The organism is Gluconobacter sp. OJB (assembly GCF_039638275.1).
Classification (GTDB): Bacteria; Pseudomonadota; Alphaproteobacteria; order Acetobacterales; family Acetobacteraceae; genus Gluconobacter; species Gluconobacter cerevisiae.
Window position 1 is genome coordinate 1,196,340 of the sequence record NZ_JBDIWH010000001.1, and the last position, 17,326, is coordinate 1,213,665.

The 17,326-nt window shown below is 57.8% G+C and carries 15 protein-coding genes; 7 read left to right on the top strand and 8 right to left on the bottom strand.

Annotated features, from left to right (window positions below; all coding sequences use genetic code 11):
• Positions 1-7: 7 nt before the first annotated feature.
• Positions 8-802 carry a phosphatase PAP2 family protein gene (locus ABDK74_RS05585; protein ID WP_346003038.1) on the bottom strand — a complete coding sequence of 265 codons (795 nt, stop codon included), beginning with the start codon at positions 800-802 and terminating at the stop codon, positions 8-10.
• Positions 803-940: 138 nt separating this feature from the next.
• On the opposite strand from ABDK74_RS05585, the gene ABDK74_RS05590 reads away from it, so the two are divergent.
• Complete coding sequence (locus tag ABDK74_RS05590; RefSeq protein WP_346003039.1) at positions 941-1,240, top strand: SelT/SelW/SelH family protein; 300 nt, start codon at positions 941-943, stop codon at positions 1,238-1,240.
• Here ABDK74_RS05590 and ABDK74_RS05595 read toward each other — a convergent pair whose 3' ends face one another.
• The 5 genes from ABDK74_RS05595 to ABDK74_RS05615 form a co-directional block, all read right to left on the bottom strand.
• Positions 1,241-1,612 carry a response regulator gene (locus ABDK74_RS05595; protein WP_346003040.1) on the bottom strand — a complete coding sequence of 124 codons (372 nt, stop codon included), beginning with the start codon at positions 1,610-1,612 and terminating at the stop codon, positions 1,241-1,243.
• Positions 1,613-1,637: 25 nt separating this feature from the next.
• The gene (locus ABDK74_RS05600) at positions 1,638-3,689 is read right to left on the bottom strand and encodes a GAF domain-containing protein (protein WP_346003041.1); all 2,052 of its coding nucleotides are present in this window, start codon (positions 3,687-3,689) and stop codon (positions 1,638-1,640) included.
• Between the two features lie 86 nt (positions 3,690-3,775).
• Complete coding sequence (locus ABDK74_RS05605; RefSeq protein ID WP_346003042.1) at positions 3,776-4,816, bottom strand: WD40 repeat domain-containing protein; 1,041 nt, start codon at positions 4,814-4,816, stop codon at positions 3,776-3,778.
• Positions 4,813-5,820: a GTP-binding protein gene (locus tag ABDK74_RS05610; protein ID WP_346003043.1), complete on the bottom strand. Its 1,008-nt coding sequence runs from the start codon at positions 5,818-5,820 to the stop codon at positions 4,813-4,815. The genes ABDK74_RS05605 and ABDK74_RS05610 overlap by 4 nt, the downstream gene beginning before the upstream one ends.
• Before the next feature lie 19 nt (positions 5,821-5,839).
• The gene (locus tag ABDK74_RS05615; RefSeq protein ID WP_346003044.1) at positions 5,840-7,171 is read right to left on the bottom strand and encodes an O-antigen ligase family protein; all 1,332 of its coding nucleotides are present in this window, start codon (positions 7,169-7,171) and stop codon (positions 5,840-5,842) included.
• A gap of 51 nt (positions 7,172-7,222) precedes the next feature.
• On the opposite strand from ABDK74_RS05615, the gene ABDK74_RS05620 reads away from it, so the two are divergent.
• The gene (locus tag ABDK74_RS05620) at positions 7,223-8,221 is read left to right on the top strand and encodes an aldo/keto reductase (RefSeq protein WP_194254188.1); all 999 of its coding nucleotides are present in this window, start codon (positions 7,223-7,225) and stop codon (positions 8,219-8,221) included.
• Between the two features lie 5 nt (positions 8,222-8,226).
• On the opposite strand, the gene ABDK74_RS05625 is transcribed toward ABDK74_RS05620, so the two are convergent.
• A complete protein-coding gene (locus tag ABDK74_RS05625) occupies positions 8,227-9,372 on the bottom strand; it encodes a glycosyltransferase family 4 protein (RefSeq protein ID WP_346003045.1) in 1,146 nt (381 codons plus the stop codon).
• A gap of 54 nt (positions 9,373-9,426) precedes the next feature.
• Between ABDK74_RS05625 and ABDK74_RS05630 the strand changes: the two genes are divergently transcribed.
• On the top strand, positions 9,427-11,169 hold the full coding sequence (locus ABDK74_RS05630) for a bifunctional diguanylate cyclase/phosphodiesterase (RefSeq protein WP_346003046.1): 1,743 nt from the start codon (positions 9,427-9,429) through the stop codon (positions 11,167-11,169).
• 280 nt (positions 11,170-11,449) lie between these two features.
• On the opposite strand, the gene ABDK74_RS05635 is transcribed toward ABDK74_RS05630, so the two are convergent.
• Positions 11,450-12,637: an HAD-IIIA family hydrolase gene (locus tag ABDK74_RS05635; RefSeq protein WP_346003047.1), complete on the bottom strand. Its 1,188-nt coding sequence runs from the start codon at positions 12,635-12,637 to the stop codon at positions 11,450-11,452.
• 158 nt (positions 12,638-12,795) lie between these two features.
• Between ABDK74_RS05635 and ABDK74_RS05640 the strand changes: the two genes are divergently transcribed.
• From ABDK74_RS05640 to ABDK74_RS05655, 4 genes are all read left to right on the top strand, one after another.
• Positions 12,796-14,247 carry a glycosyltransferase family 1 protein gene (locus ABDK74_RS05640; RefSeq protein WP_346003048.1) on the top strand — a complete coding sequence of 484 codons (1,452 nt, stop codon included), beginning with the start codon at positions 12,796-12,798 and terminating at the stop codon, positions 14,245-14,247.
• Positions 14,244-15,623 carry a glycosyltransferase family 1 protein gene (locus tag ABDK74_RS05645; protein ID WP_346003049.1) on the top strand — a complete coding sequence of 460 codons (1,380 nt, stop codon included), beginning with the start codon at positions 14,244-14,246 and terminating at the stop codon, positions 15,621-15,623. Before ABDK74_RS05640 ends, ABDK74_RS05645 begins: the two co-directional genes overlap by 4 nt.
• Positions 15,624-15,793: 170 nt before the next feature.
• Positions 15,794-16,891: an S-methyl-5-thioribose-1-phosphate isomerase gene (gene mtnA / locus ABDK74_RS05650; RefSeq protein WP_346003050.1), complete on the top strand. Its 1,098-nt coding sequence runs from the start codon at positions 15,794-15,796 to the stop codon at positions 16,889-16,891.
• Positions 16,888-17,295 carry a hypothetical protein gene (locus ABDK74_RS05655; RefSeq protein ID WP_346003051.1) on the top strand — a complete coding sequence of 136 codons (408 nt, stop codon included), beginning with the start codon at positions 16,888-16,890 and terminating at the stop codon, positions 17,293-17,295. Before mtnA ends, ABDK74_RS05655 begins: the two co-directional genes overlap by 4 nt.
• Positions 17,296-17,326 lie beyond the last annotated feature (31 nt).

Genomic DNA, 17,326 nt, shown 5'->3' on the forward strand with positions numbered 1-17,326 from the left:
CCGCGCCTTACTGTTCGCTCAGCAAAGAGTGCGTCGCGGCATCCTGTTCCACCGCACAACGTGCCGCATCAGGTGCGGCGGGATGCTCCTGCATCGCCAGCAGTTCGTGCCGCGCCGCTGTCAGATCGTCCTGAAGTTCCGGATTGGCCAGAAGCGCATCCATCAGGGATGACGCATTCAAATAGCCAGCCTGAACGTCGGATTTCCAATGCACACCACAAACGATCCGACTTTCCCCGAACACGCGGCCGCGCTGGAGCAGCGCCGTAGCATGTTCTGGCATCAGATGCGCCAGAAGGAGCGCCATTCCATATCCCGCCGTCGTATGTCCTGACGGGTAGGACGAATGCAGGCCAAGCCCTTCGGGAGCCGTACAGATCGGCAAATTCGTCCCGACAAAGGGGCGCGTCCGGTGCCAGTATGTCTTGGCTTCGGATGTCCGGTGTCCGACAGCATGACGGATCCGCTCCAACACCCGCGCCAGATGCGGTGCTTTTGCGAGGTCGATATCAAAGCCTGCCGCACAGGAAAAATCCCGGACCAGGTCTGCTGGCTCCAGATCCGCGTCGCTCTGCGCCAGTTGCCAGCGTGGCGTATCCTTCAGAGCGCGGGTCGCGCGGAAAACCCGGTCATCGTCAAGCTGCGCCGCGCTGCCTGCCACGGGAGGCGGTGCCAGAACGAGCCGTTCGTCCGGTGCGGCGCTTTCAGGCAATGCCTCGTTGTGCCGCGCTGATGGCGCGCAGGCCGAAAGAACAGTCGCACACAGAAGCAACGCTATAGGCAAACGAGTGGCAGAACGCATGGGCCGGAAAATCCCGTCAGAGCAGTGAAACAGAATAACACCCCGTACCCTTAACGTCCGCCGGCTCTGACGCGAAGGCTTTTCCACATGAAGCCCTCATGACAATCTCCGAATTCCAAAACCCGACAGGATCGCCCCATGACGTCCACTACGCCCCGCGTCTCCATCCGCTATTGCACACAATGCAACTGGCTGCTCCGTTCTGGCTGGATGGCTCAGGAACTGCTTTCGACATTTGGTCAGGCTTTGGGCGAAGTCGCGCTGATCCCCGATACCGGCGGCCGGTTCGAAATTCATGTCAACGAAATGCTGGTCTGGGAGCGCAAGCGCGACGGAGGGTTTCCCGGCCCCAAGGAACTGAAACAGCGCGTGCGGGACGCTATCGACCCCGACCGTGACCTCGGACACACAGACCGCTCCTCCGGTCAGCAGCCCTGATCAGGTCATCGTCTCAAAAGCTTTTCTGACCTGATCGAGACTATAAGGTTTGGGGACGAAAAGGCCACGGATCGGCAGCCGGACCTGATCTGCGGGCATGTCCGCGGAGGTCAGAATGATTTTGACGGGAGGCCAGCATTTTCGTGCTGTTTCAGCAAGCCTCGGACCATCATCACCGTCCGGCAGGTGGATGTCGGCAAACAGGTAGCGGATTGTCGGATCCGTTTCGAGAAATGCAATCGCTTCCCATGTCGAGCGGGCACTCAGAGTTCTGAAACCGGCATTCTCGAAATAGTCTTCCGTCATCATGCGAATAAACACAATGTCTTCGACAATCAGGATTGTGGGCCGCGTGTCAGGGTCCTCCAACATGAAAGATACGGGTCTCCAGGCAGTCTCAGAGTGTTGCAAGTGACAGGGTCGGGGCAGTCAGGTCTGCACATAAACCCGTTGGAGCGTAATGAAGTTCCGTTTTTCCGTACCGGCCCAATCCGGCTTTGAGAAGACGTACACCAAACCCGGTTCGTTCAGGTGGCGTAACTGGCGGGCCGTCAGCCTCCCGCCATGTCAGAGACATCACCGCAGCTTCACCTGTTCCTGTAATCGTCCAGCTCAAAAACACCTTCCCGTCCGCAACACTCAGGGCGCCATATTTCATGGCGTTCGTCGCCAGTTCATGCAGCACCATCGAAAAAGATGTCGCCGTATCAGGACCCAATTTGAGAAACGGCCCCGAGACCTCGACCCGGTTTTCGATGCCCAGTGGCGTGAGCACGCCACAGACCAGACTTGCCAGATCCGTGGACTGCCAGTTCCGTCGCATCAGCAGGTCATGCGCGGCGCTAAGCGCAACGAGACGGGATGTGAATGTTGTGAGTGGTCCCTGATCATCCACGTTCCGGAACCCCTGATGTGCAAGGCTTTGGACGATGCTGAGGGTATTTTTCAGACGATGCAGGATTTCATGGTTGACGATGTCCTGCCGCACTTCGGCATCCCATTCATCCAGCGCCGTAAAGATCCGGTCTGCGGCCGTGCGAATGAAGGATGTTTCATCCAGCGTCCAGTCGCGTGGTGTGGCGCTGTGAACGAACAGACATCCCGTCAGCTTGTCATGATCCATTTTCGGAACGACAATCTGCGCTTCCATCTGCAATGCCCGACAGGCATTCTGCTCCTCCTGCATCCAGGGCGGGCTGGAAATATCGTCCACAATAAGGACAGCCCCGCTACGCAGGAAATCAGACGTCCTGCGAAAGACCCGAAACTGCAAATTTCCCGAAATCGGTGACACATCCGGGCTGCACCAACCGAGATCAATAGTAAAAACCGCATCACAAACCGCAATAACGGCAAACCCGACACGCTGCACATCAAGGCGTCCACCCAGAAGCTGACATGCTTCTGTAAGAGCCTGCCTGCGCGTCGTCGCCATCCTCAGGGCATCCCCCACCGCCAGAAGTGTCGTCAGGCGGCTGGTGGCGTTTTTTTCGGGCGTGATATCCTGAATTGTTCCGATCAGCCGGATCGGGCGCCCAGCCCAGTCCCTGTCCAGCATCCCCTGTCGCAGTATCCATCGCTCCTTCCGGTCGCCCGCCCGGATGACGCGATATTCAAGTTTCAGAGGCGCCGAGCCGTCCATGAGCTGTGACACAAGGGGAATCCGTTCCCTGTCGTCCTCATGAACCCTCATGGCCCACTGAACGGCCGTCACGACTTCGGTAACAGGAATCCCAATGATACGGCAGACTTCAGGGGAAACCGTAATGTCTCCACTGACCAGATCATATTCATAGATGCCCACGCCACCTGCCGCCCCCGCAGCCTGCTGGAGAGCATATTTTTCCCGTGCCTGTCGGCGCTCCAGATCCACCTGTTGCGCCTGAAGAGCCAGACGTTCCCGACGCAGCCCCATCAATCGCATAGCCTGTCGCGCCAGAGCCGACAGACCGTCACTTTCCTGCTTAGACAGCCCCTGCGGTCGTGTTTCCAGGTCCATGACACACAGAGTGCCGAAAATCCTGTTCTCAGCCGTGACCAGCGGATATCCGGCATAGAACCGCAATCCCGGCTCTCCACAGACAAGGCCGTTTTTCTGCGTTTCAGGATCCATCATCAGATCGGGAATCACCACCGAGGTCCCGTGGGCTAAAACTGCCGCACATCCCGAACCGGCCAGCACCCCGTAAACCTGATCCGTTCCGAAACGGGCCGGAAACCAGAGGTGGTCTCCATCCAATATACTGACAAGAGCAATCGGCGCGCGACACAGTGCAGCCGCAGAGACTGCAATATCGTCCAAATCGAGGTCTGAAAAGGCTTCCAGACCTCGATCAATATCCAGACCGGAAGGTCTTCCCCCCAGCGCTGCCAATGGTGATACAGCCTCCAGATACGCCTCCTGAACGAGAGCTCTACTCTGCGTCAGACAGACATAGCGCGTTTCCACACTGCCAACAATTAAATCAGCATTTCAGGCCACACCGCATCCGGAGCCTGGATTACTTCAGGAACCAAATAGATTGATTGTGAAACTTAATCACCTTTGGACAAGTCAATTGCAGCCAGAACGCCGTCTTCGGTCCCAAAGACCAGCGCCCCACCCTGCGGCGTGAAGCCCAGAGACGTCACCTTGCCGCGCTTCGTATCCTGCCCCGAGCACAGCGGCAGCACGCGCTGGTCCCCGCCGCCGATTTCCGCCAGAACGACCGTTCCGTCTTCATAGCCCGCAGCGATGATGTCTTCCTTGGGATTTGGACAAACCGCACTGACGAACAGACCCGGCAACCGCGCCAGTTCCGCCGGAGCCTTGCCCATCGGCCCACCACCCGTAAACGGCCACAGGACGATCGCATCGGCCCCCGCCGTCGCAAGCCAGCGTCCGTTACGCGTAAAGCCCATGGACTTCACCTGTTTCGAATAGCCGCTCATACGCATGTTGTGCCCGTCAGACAGACGCCAGCCATGCAGATCATTTTCCTGCATGGACGTCACGAGCGCCTCTCCGCCCGGATGGATGGCAATCGCGATATGGCTGCCCTTCCATTCGAACGGCCGCACGCTATCGACCTTGGCCTGCACGAACCACATCGACACACCATTATAATGTGACGCCGCAATTCGCTTGCCCTTGGCATCGAACACGATGCAGGTCACGGTCGAAGGATGTTCCAGAACCTTGAGCGTCTGGTGCCCTTCCGCCGCACGGACCTCGATCTGCTTTCCAGACGAAAACGCCAGATGATCCGTCGTGCTGGCCACGCAGTCGATCCAGCGGCGCCCTTCGTGCAGCACATCCGTGCGGCCATCGGCAAAGGTCCGAACGAGCTTTCCGTCCTCGCCACCGGACAAAAACGAATCAGGTTCGCAGCCCTGAGCCAGACACAACCCGCCATCATGCGCGGCCACGACCGTCCAGCTTTCCGCATCCCGCAGACGATCGCGCGGAATGAGAACAAGCTCTCCATCCACTGTCAGCGCCGCAAAGCTACGTCCGTCGCGGGAGGAGACCACATGAACAATCGGGCTCTCGAACCGGCGCTCAGCACCCCGGTCCGCCAGAAGATCCTGCATCATACCGCAATGCAGCTTTCAAAGCCGCGCCGAAGCTGCGGACGGTTCAGATTGCGTCCGATGAACACCAGACGGGAGTCCCGGCTCTCACCCTCACGGAACGGGCCGATAAAGTCTCCGTCCGCCATCATGTGCACGGCCTGAAACGCGAAACGGTTCTGCTCGCCCTTGAAGTGCAGAATGCCCTTGGCCCGCAGAATGTCCGCCCCCTGCTCCTGAAGGATCGCGCCGATCCACGCCTGAAAGCGGGGCTGGTCGATCGGCTCCTTGATGCTCAGGGAAATGCTGGTGATGCCTTCCTCGTGGGAATGATGATCGTTTTCCAGAAAGTCCGGCATCGTCTTGAGGGCGCGTGCCAGATCAAAGCCACCCCGGTCCAGAATGTCCGTCAGCTTCACGCCACCATGCTGCGCCTCATGGATCTGCGCCACGGCGTTGATCTTCCGCAGACGCGCCACGATGTCCTTGCGGCGTTCTTCATCCGCGAGATCAGTTTTGTTCAACACGATCACATCTGCAAACGCGATCTGGTTGACGGCTTCGGGGCTTTCATCCAGCGTTTCCATGACGTTGAACGCGTCCACAACCGTCACAACCGCATCCAGACGCGCCTTCTCGCGAAGGTTCTCGTCCACGAAAAACGTCTGCGCAACCGGGGCCGGATCGGCCAGTCCGGTCGTCTCGACGATGATGCCGTCAAACCGGTTCCGACGCCGCAGCAGGCTGCCCAGAATGCGGATCAGATCTCCGCGCACCGTGCAGCAGATGCAGCCATTGTTCATTTCGAACACTTCCTCGTCAGCATCCACCACGAGGTCATTGTCGATCCCAAGCTCACCGAACTCGTTCACGACAACCGCATATTTACGGCCATGCTCGGCCGTCAGGATGTGATTGAGAAGCGTGGTCTTGCCGGCGCCGAGAAAGCCGGTCAGGACCGTCACAGGAACAGTGCCGCTTCGGTCAGACGCAGCAGTCTCGCGAGTAGTATCAGGGGTGCTGGACATAAGGCCTCCGTAATCTGCCTTACGATATAGGCCGGACCCCGCCCGCTTGAAACCCGTTCCGTATCGGCAAGGCCCGATAGGCGAGAGCCAGTCCCAGAAGCAGAAAACCCCAGCCACTCAGCGGCAGGTTCAGGAAATCCGAAGATGATGCGATCGGCCACTCCTGAATCAGCACTGCCGCAAACAGACCGATCGCAATTGCGTGCCCGTTCCGCCCCGGCCAGATCGCCTTCAACCATGTCGCGATCATCAAGACGAACAGGATCAGCCCCGGCACTCCGGCATTAACCAGAGCCTGAAGATAATGGTTGTGCGGATGCTGGACACACAGGTCCAGCCACCCTCTCTGGGGCACGGCCTCCGACAGCCCTGACAGGCCATGAAAGGTGGACGGGTCCGAGCAGAAATGCCGGTAGGCATCATAGCCCTGCCCGATCCAGGGATGCGCCTGCGCCATCACGACCGCGTGGGTATAGATTTCCCCATAAGGCGACTGGCCGAAATGCGTGAGTTGCTGTCGCGCCAGCGTCACGAGATGGAAGAAGCTGCCGGGCGAAAACACCCGCGCCACCAGCACGAGAACCGGCAGCATCGCCGCTGCCGCCAACGCGGCCGGACGCATTGGCCGATACAGCAACGCACATATCCCGATCCCCAGAAGCGAAAGCACAAGCGGCATCCGCTGCCCCGCCAGAACCATGATCCCGACGGCCAGAACCGTAGCCGCACACAGCCCGAATGTCCGCATCAGCCGACTTCGCGCCTTTTCCGCCACCGCACAGCCCACCATCAGTAATGGCAGGATCAGCCGGGATAATGGTGCAGCAGCGCGTGGGTGCTCGTAAGGTCCCGTCAATGTGCCATCATGAAAACGCGGGATTCCGAACAGATTGCGCCCGAACACAGCCTGAATCAGCATTTGAGCGGCAATATAAACTCCGCACGCACAGGTCAGCCACAGCACACGCCTGCGCCAGACCGCATCCCGGAGCAGCCAGCAGCCCAGCGCGGCGGCCGCGAGTGGAAAGCGGATCGCCAGCAGCGCCTGCACCAGCGCGCCATGCCCCGGCGATACCCACAGCGTGCATAGAACCTGCCAGCCCCACCAGCAGAATGTGGCGATGACCCAAGGCTCCCGGAACCAGTCCCATCCGCCCTGCCGTCGTCCGACAAGCAACGAATGGAGCAGCAGCAGAACAGCCAGAAGATCAAGATCGGCCTCACCTGCCACGCGCACATGCGTCAGGGCCAGAGGCAGGACCAGGGCGGCCCATCGGCCGATCCGGGTCACAGTGGAAGGAGAGAAGCGCATGAACCGTGGATGGAAGGTTTCCGCCCGGCATGCAACCACTTACAGTCCGAAGCGCTTTTTCGTTACTGTCTATTTCGAGTGGAGACAATCATGGCATCCGACACCATCCTCATCCCCGGCATCGACACACCCCTCTCCCGCGTTGCGCTTGGCACATGGGCCATCGGTGGCTGGATGTGGGGCGGACCCGACGATGACAATGGCGTCCGCACCATTCACGCCGCCCTCGACGAAGGGATCAACCTGATCGACACCGCCCCGGTCTATGGCTTTGGCCATTCCGAAGAAATCGTCGGGCGCGCACTGGCCGAAAAACCGAACAAGGCCCATATCGCCACCAAACTCGGTCTGCACTGGGCCGGCGAAGACGAAAAGAACATGAAGGTCTTCCGGGACTCCCGCCCGGCGCGCATCCGCAAGGAAGTCGAGGACTCGCTGCGCCGTCTGCGTGTGGAAACGATCGACCTCGAACAGATCCACTGGCCTGACGACAAAACCCCGATCGACGAAAGCGCCCGCGAACTCCAGAAGCTCCATCAGGAAGGCAAGATCCGCGCCCTCGGCGTCAGCAATTTCTCGCCCGAACAGATGGATATTTTCCGCGAAGTCGCCCCGATCGCCACGATCCAGCCGCCGCTAAACCTTTTCGAACGGACGATCGAAAAGGACATCCTGCCTTACGCCGAAAAGCACAACGCCGTCATTCTGGCTTACGGCGCCCTGTGTCGCGGCCTGCTGACCGGCAAGATGAGCCGGGACACGACTTTCCCCAAGGACGATCTGCGCTCGAACGATCCGAAATTTCAGAAGCCGAACTTCGAGAACTATCTCGCAGCCGTGGAAGAATTCGGAAAGCTTGCCGAAAAACGCGGTAAATCCACCATGGCCTTCGCCGTCCGCTGGGTTCTCGATCAGGGACCGGTCATCGCCCTGTGGGGAGCCCGCAAGCCAGAACAGGTCTCAGGTGTAAAGGATGTGTTCGGCTGGTCTCTGACGGACGAAGAGAAAAAAGCCGTGGACGACATTCTGGCCCGTCACGTGCCGAACGCTATCGACCCGACCTTCATGGCCCCGCCTCAGCGGGACTGAACTTTTCAGGACTGCGGCATATGTTTGACAAACGCAATCGCTGCCTGCCGCAGTTCCTGCACACGGATGCGGGCTATACCGACATCAAACCGGACAGCCCGTTCACGCCCCTGTGCACCCAGCTTTTCCCTCAGACCGTCATCTTTCATCAAGCGGCTCAGAGCCTGTTCCAGCGCTCCGGGCTCATCTGGTGCTGCCAGCAGCGCGGCATCTCCAACCAGATTAGACAACGCCCCCTCCGGGGACGCCACGACCGCCGCACCACATCCCATGGCTTCCAGAGCGGTCATACCAAAAGGCTCCTGCCAGCGGCTCGGCACCACAACGATTGCGGCTTCCGCCATCGCATCCAGAACCGCGTCATGAGGCCGATACCCCGTCATCATGACACCGGCAGCAGCAGCAAGAGGCCGAAGCTGTTTCAGATAAGGCGTTTCCGGGGAATCCGGTCCAAACCGATCTGCCCCCATGATAACGGCCCTCCACCCCGGATGAGATGCGCGGATGTTGCTCCAGGCCCGCACAAACGCATCCACTCCTTTATCCGCCACAACCCGTCCGGCGAACAGGACAGTCTTCTTCCTTTTGCGCGGAACCGGCAATGCGGACAGATCGAGGCAGTTGGGCTGAATTTCGGTGCGGATCGGGCCGCAGCCTTCCCGAAAACGCTGGATCACCCAGTCCGAGACGCCACACACCAGCACATGTCGCGCCAGATCCTCACGCTGCCGAACGGACCGAGCGCCACGCATGGTGCAGGGATCATTATGCAGAACCAGACGGACCGGCCCAAACCGTGCCAGAAAACGCGCCAGATCCGGCCGGTTGTGAACTTCCGTCAAAGCGGGTCGAAACGACCGCATCATTGCCACGCAGGACAGACGAAAACGCCAGCCATACGACAGGGGAATTCGTGGTATGGTTAACGCTCGATACCGCCCACCAGGCAACGCTACACCAACAGCTCCGCTTCCTGCCACAATATCCCTCGCATCGGCGAGCCGGTCTACAAGCAGGGAGATCGCCCCAGCATGACCCGCTTCGTAACGCTCACGCGGCGGAAGAATGGTCAGAATCCGAGCATGAATCGTATCATATTCGTTCTGAGAAACATTTTGTTGCAGTTTGAACGACCCCCGATTGTTCGACATTTCCAGTTTCTTAACAGAAGCCGAGTCATCTTATCTTAAGACAGAGGGACAGAAATGACTGTGCGTATTTCCCAGAGAACCGGCAAGGAAGGAGACCGCTCCTGCGCGGAAACACACCTTCCGAAGACTGCGCCCGGGGAAAACATTACAGCTTTCTTTCCCATTCACCATCTTGCCGATGCAGCCAGCGAAGGCCTGGCCATTCTGTATCAGGGCCGGATCATCGAAGCCAACAGCCCTCTTCTTTCCTGCATAGGAACTGATCTCCAGAATTTCCCCTCTCTCGAAAATATCCTTCCCGAAGCCCTGAAGGTTCTGCCGGACAATCACTATCATTCCGGTATTCTCGTAACACTCCAAGAGCGTGCTCTTCCGGTACAGTTCCGACTGACCCCTCTTCGCCAGAATGATAAAGACTGTATCGCTCTGGCTATCACATTCCCTACTACAACTTCTGTCACAACAAACCTGCCAAGCCGGGACGACGTTACGGATCTGTGCAGTAAAGAAGAATTCGAACAACATCTGGAAGAGTTCTTCGCCAACGGGACAGGCCAACATTCGGCGGGAATTCTTTTATACGTCAACATCAACCGCTTCCGCGCCATCAACGAACGTTACGGCACCAGAATTGCCAATGGCGTTCTGAGTGCAATCGGACAACGGATTCGAACATTCCTGACCAAAGAGTGCGTTGTCGCAAGACTTGGCGGCGACGAATTCGGCATTTTCTGTCCTTTCCCATACGAACATCCCACACAGGCGACACGCTGGGCACAGATTACACGGGATATTTTCCATACCTCATTCCCCGTGAACGGGCACAGAATACACATAACAGCCAGTATCGGCTGTTGCCTCATTCCGTTTGATACCTATCGCTTTGAAACAGCATGCCATTATGCCGAACTCGCGCTGAACGAAGCACGCCGCCTTCAGTCTTCGGACTGGATCAGCTTCAATCCTGTTATGCAGGCAGATATCCAGCATCGCTGCGAAATGGAGCATGATTTACGGCGAGCGCTTGAGACAGATCAGTTCTTTCTCGAATTCCAACCCCTGATCTGCCTCAAAACAAACCGGGTGGAATGTGTCGAAGCCCTGCTGCGCTGGCAACACCCTGTCAGGGGCGTAATCGCCCCAAACGAATTTATCCCGGTCGCGGAAGACTGCAATCTCATTGTACCGATCGGTCGCTGGGTTCTGCTGGAAGCCTGTACTCAAGCAAGCAGACTGCCGCCTCATATCAGGGTAGCCATTAATATTTCCGCAGTTCAGTTCGCACATGACGACATGTACGCCGCCGTTATCCAGACACTCTTCCAAACAGGATTGGCCGCAGAAAGGCTCGAACTCGAACTGACAGAGAGCATATTTCTGGATGCCGTACAGCGCAATCTGGAGACTATGGGTAAAATCCGCTCTCTGGGTATCAAGATTGTTATGGATGATTTCGGGATTGGGTTTTCAAGCCTTAACTACTTACGCAGTTTTCCTTTTGACCGGATCAAGATCGACCGTTCTTTCATCCGTGACATGTTGAACGATCAACGGGCTCAGAGCATCGTCAGCGCCATCATGACACTGGGGCATGCCATGTCGATGGAAGTTATCGCCGAAGGCGTAGAAACAACAGCGCAGCTCGATATGTTACGCCACACATCGTGTACCACTGCGCAGGGTTTTCTGATGGGCCGACCTGCCGCTCTCGCGGATTTGTCAGCCTACCCCGGAATGACTGACACTGCGATTGCCGCTTCAAAGAGCATCAAAATCTCCAGAGATCATCTTTCTTGATGCGCTTCTGATTTCCGCTCATCAGCAAGACGTTCTCGCCTGACGGCGCGGCGTGTTTCACGCAACAGCCGATATTTCTCAACTGCGCTCAGAGTTGTCTTTTCGGTAAGGTCACAGCAGTCAGACTCCTGCGTCTTCGAAGAAATGTGAAACAGAGGCGTCTCCGTGTCCCTGCAAGATGCCATCATCTTTCCATTCAGACCATTTGATACGAACTGTAACTACCGTCCCATACCGTGTCGAGATCTTTCGAAGATCTCGTTTTCACATAACGAAATATTCAATTTCGGAACAAACCAGACAAACTCTCTGGACCAATCATGATTCCTTGTACTCCTGCTGCTCTCGCTGCCTGCATATCTGTAGGCTGATCACCAAATAGGACGCAGCACATGGGATCCAGTTCCCACCGTTGTAACAGATCAAGAATCATTCCTGGTTCCGGTTTGCGGTTCACACTATGCCCACGATATTGCTCGATTGCGGATTCAGGATGCATCGGACAATATCTCCAATCATCTATAGTTCCACCATATTCACGGATACTGTTCACGACCCAATCCATAAGCGTCATGAGATCATTTTCGGAATAAAATCCACGTGCGATCCCTGACTGATTGGTCACGATAAAAACGTGGTGACCGCTATCGCAAAACCGGGCGATGGCCTCACGTGCACCTGGCTCCCACTCAAAGCGCTCCCGCGTTCCAACCCATCCGAAATCCCGGTTAATAACACCATCCCGATCCAGGAAAACGGCAGGACGACGCAGTCTTACCGACATCTCTCCCAAAACCTTTTCCAATGTGCTGGCATTTTCCGCCGAGTAAAAATCCCCTGTCAGAGAAAACTTCTGGAGATTTTGGTTTTCCACCAGTTTGGGAAGCACATCCGCTTCCAAAGAGCAGATTTCCGTCAGAACTTCGCAGATCTGCGCGTCAAAAAGGTACAATCCGGCATTGATCAGTTGTTGAACAGTCGGTTCAATATCATTGTAAAGTGATACGGAACCCCCGGTTGCACAACGCGTTTTCACCTGCACATCTCCGGGATGAGCATGCGGATCAGCCGGACGCAGCAGCATCCAATGACCCTTCCGGGCAGCCGTTAGAAAACGCGCCAGATTACATGAAAACAGCGTGTTTGCAGAACACAGGAAAAACCTCTTTTGCAGATAGGGTTGAGCATGACGAAGCGCTCCTCCGGTCCCCACCTCATATGGTGCAACACTTATGCTAATCTTTGCGGCTCTGGGGAGGAAACCTCTGACATTTTCAATAGCAGTCGCAATATCCTGTGAAATCCGGCTGGTCAGGAATACAAACTCCTCGACACCGAAACGCTGCATTTCTCGCATCAGCCACGCAAGAAATGGTTTGTCCCCACGAAGGGTGAGCGAAAGAGGCAAGGCGCGCGTAGCAGTATCTTCAAGTAAAATAACGCACTGACGAACCGTAACGCTGTGCACAACACCACTCCCCCTGACTCATTGTATCATGCGGGGCAAAGACCCAACCTTTTCCCAATGCCCCTTGCCCATCCCTCGGGGCTTACCTAAAACTTTAACATTAATATCGTTTGACAGACCGGCGTCTTTGTCGGCCGCCACAAATCTAGCTCGGACATATGAACACAGATTATACCATCTGGATCGACGTCGAAGACATTTTCCAGTATTTCGAAAACAATTCGCGCCCCAGCGGAATTCAGCGGCTTGTTTACGAAATCCTCCATGTCATCCGCAAACAGGCTGCAACCAAACCGGGTATGGGCAACATTGCCCCGATCCGGCGCGGACAGGACGAAACGCAGCTTTTCTCTACGGTTTCCTTCGACGATCTGGAAAATCTTTTCGCCGTCCGTGCCGATGAAAAAGTCGCACATGACAGCCGTCCGACACCGCAATCGCGCAGAACACCCAGTGCTTTCGTGCGGAATCTGCGCCACACCGTCATCAGACGCATTGAAAACCTGCCGCCAGAACTGGCACGCCCTCTGCTGACAATGGCTGTGAACCAGTTGCGCGTCCTGCGCCTGTTACGCCGTTTCGTACAAAAGCAGTTGAAGCGCACTTCAGGAACAGGAGCCGCTCGGACACCGGCTGTAGTGCCGTCTTCGGCAGCAGCATCCACGGCCAATCAACCAAAGCCCGGCGATATTTTCCTGATCCTCGGCGCGGCATGGTCGGAGCCCGGTTTCGGCGACCGTCTGGCCCGGATGCGCAAGGCCTACGGCATCCAACCTGTCCTGCTGCTGTCCGATCTCATTCCCGCCATCCGGCCGGAATGGTGTGCCTTGTCCCTGATCCGGGATTTCCGGCACTGGCTGGATACGACCCTCCCGCAGTGCGGGCGCCTGCTGGCCATCAGCCACGCTACGGCGAAAACCATTGATGACTATACCCGCAAGCACCGCCTGAAGCTGCTGGCCCCCGTGCAGACCGTGCCCATTGGCAGCGGCTTCGGGCCGCCCCGCAAAGTGACAGGCGAACGTCCGAAAGGACTGCCTGCGCCAGAAACCTATGTCCTGTTCGTCTCCACCATCGAAGCGCGCAAGAACCATATTCTGGCGTTCCGCGTCTGGCGTCGTCTGGTCGCTGATCTGCCTCCCGAACAGGTGCCGACACTTGTTTTCGCAGGACGGGTCGGCTGGCTCGTCTCCGACCTCATGCAGCAGCTTGAAAATACCGACTGGCTGCGTGGCAAGATCCGTCTTCTGCGCGACCCGTCGGATGACGAACTGGCGCATCTGTATGACGGCTGCATGTTCACGCTTTTCCCATCCCTGTTTGAAGGCTGGGGCCTGCCGGTGACGGAAAGCCTGATCCATGGCCGTCCCTGCGTGGCCTCGAATGCGACTTCCGTCCCCGAAGCCGGCGGCCCGCTGTCGCGCTATTTCGATCCGGAAAACACCGACGACGCCTATCGTGTCGTCCGTGAGACGATCGAAGACCGCGAAGGCCTGACGAAATGGCAGGAACAGGTCCGGACACAGTTCAAACCCACCCCGTGGGAGCATACTGCTGACGCCATTCTGGACGCCTGTCACGCCGCGTATGTGGACGGGAGAACGTCATGACCCTTTGGATCGACGTCGACGACCTGCTGTTCCATCTCGTCCATCATGGCCGTCCGAGCGGCATTCAGCGTGTGGTGTTCGAGCTCTGCGCAGCCCTGCGCACCCTGCATGGTCATAACGTCCAGTTCGTACGCCGCGGGGCGAACAAGCACGATCCGCGCGATTTCCGTACTATTGACTGGGCTGTGGTCGACACCCTGCTGCGGCAGGTGATGAAAGACAGTGGCGCAAAAGCCGCAAAAGCCTCGGCTCCGCTGTTCTCTGCCATGCATCTCGCCGACAGCGAAACACCCCGGCAGACATTGACTAGCATCCTGCAAACGGAAGGGCAGGTTCTGGGCGGACTGGCGAGCCTGTGGACCGGGCTGGGACGACTGGTGGTCAGCGAAGGCCGGACGTTTCTTCGCAAACGCCGTCAGCAGTCGAGCACCGACGCCGCACAGCACGCTGAAGGAACCGCATTGGCAGAAGCCGTCGAAGCTGGAGATGTTTTCCTGACGCTCGGATCTCCATGGCATCACGAGAATTATGTTCAGACAGTCCGGTGGCTGCGCGATGAACTGCGGGTCTCCTTCGGGCTGCTGATGCATGATCTGGCTCCCATCCGCTGCCCCGAATGGTGCCATATCGGCGTGATTACGACCTTCCGGGCATGGCATCATGCCGTGCTGCCTCTGGCGGACGTCATCTTCGCCAACAGCCGCGCCACAGCGCAGGACGTCCAGTCCTATCTCGCGGAAGAGGGTATTGGTACGGACATCACAGTCCGGCACGTTCCCATGGGAACAGAGTTCGGACTAGCGGAAACCACCATGCCGATCGAACGTCTAGTGAGCCAGCCTTATGTGCTGTTCGTCTCCACGATCGAGGCCCGCAAGAACCATATGCTGCTTTTCCGGATCTGGCGGCAGATGCTGGAAGACATGCCCGTCGATCAGGTGCCAACACTGGTGTTCGCGGGGCGTCCGGGCTGGCTCGTTTCCGATCTCATGCAGCAGCTTGAGAATACAAAATGGCTGGATGGCAAAATCCGCTTCATCCAGAACCCGTCCGATGCCGAACTGCGACGCCTCTATTCCGATTGCAGCTTCTCGGTCTTCCCGTCCTTCTTCGAAGGCTGGGGCCTTCCGGTGACGGAAGGTCTGGCCATGGGGCGTCCCTGCATCGCCTCCAATACAACCTCCATCCCCGAGGCAGGCGGACCGCTCGGGCGTTACTTCAACCCCCGCAACCTCAATGAAGCCTATGCCCTGATCCGTCAGGTCATTGACGATCCGGAAGATCTGGCCACGTGGACCCAGAAGGTGCGAAGCGAGTTCAAACCCGTTCCGTGGACCACTGGCGCAAAGGTCATCCTCGACGCCGTCCAGCGTTGAAAATCCTGCGCCTGTAAACGTGTCGGCCCCTGTGCATGAAACTTTCATGTACAGGGGCTTGAGTCAGGTCCGCAGATCACGCACATGCAGAACCCAGCAGTTCAGTCAGCATGGGGTCGTTCGCGCTCCCGTTGCAGCCCCGTCTTTCCGGCATTCCGAGGAGCGTTCCCTTGAAAATCAACGGCATTTCCTATCGCAGCCTCTGGCGCCCGTCCGACGATGCCAACAGCATCCGGATTTTTGACCAGACCCGCTTCCCTTGGGCTGTGGAGCTTCTGGAACTCCGAGACGTTGATGGCGTAGCCGAGGCCATTACGTCCATGCAAGTGCGCGGCGCCCCGCTGATCGGGGCCGTCGCGGCTTACGGACTGGTATTCGCCCTTCAGGACGACGCTTCCGACGATGCTCTGGACAAGGCCGCCACCTTCCTCGTCGCCACGCGCCCGACCGCCATCAACCTGCGCTGGGCCATTGAGCGCATGGTCAAACACCTCAAAGCTGTGCCGGAAGCCGGGCGTGTCGCCGCGGGCTATGCCGAAGCTGACGCCATCTGCGATGAGGACGTTCAGGTCAATGAATCCATCGGCCGCCACGGTCTGGAACTGATCCGCGAAATCTGGGAGCGCAAGGGCCGTCAGGGACAGGTGAATCTTCTGACGCACTGCAATGCCGGATGGATCGCCACCGTTGACTGGGGTACGGCACTCGCCCCGATCTATATGGCGCATGACGAAGGCATTCCCGTGCATGTGTGGGTGGATGAGACGCGCCCCCGCAATCAGGGCAGCCTCCTGACCGCATGGGAACTTGGTAGCCACGGCGTGCCGCACACCGTCATCGCCGATAACGCCGGAGGCCACTACATGCAGGCCGGACGTGTAGATATGGTCATCGTCGGCACGGACCGCGTCACGGCACAGGGCGATGTGGCCAACAAGATCGGCACCTATCTCAAGGCCTTGGCCGCACATGACAACAACGTGCCGTTCTGGGTGGCTCTGCCATCCTCGACGATCGACTGGCGCGTGCGTGATGGCGTGAAAGAAATCCCGATCGAAGAACGCAGCGCCGACGAAGTGCTGTTCATGACAGGCCTCGACAGCCAGGGAGACGCCAGCCGCGTCCGCATCGCGCCTCTCGGCAGCCCGGCCGCAAACCCGGCCTTCGACGTCACGCCAGCCCGCCTCGTGACGGGCCTCATCACGGAGCGCGGCCGTTGCGACGCCAGTGAAGCTGGACTGCGGTCACTGTTTCCTGACACTCCATGAATTCTGAACAAAACTGCAAGGCATACGTTCCGCCGCTATGGTTTCGGATCATCCGGGCGTTCCTTGCAGGAAACGCATTTCTGGGACTGACCTCGAGCGTCTTTCTCCCCGCACTCTGCATCGGGTTCGGTATGGCCATAGACAACCCGGAAAGCGAGTCCCTCTACATCAAATGTATGCTGATCTATCTTGGCCTCTTGCCGATTGTCTGTATCGTCACGCTGACGTTTCTGTTCAGAACAAGACAAACGTCACTGATGCAGACAATATTCTGTGCCGGAATATCCACGGCTCTGCTGGGCTTCTGGTTCCCTCCCCTGGGCCTGCCTGTCATTCAGAAAACCTGCACAAAAATCAAGGCATGGCAGGCCGTGAACCTTCCACCAGCCAGCACCCGTCCTTGACGCTCTGTGTCACATGCCGTTCAAGATGAAG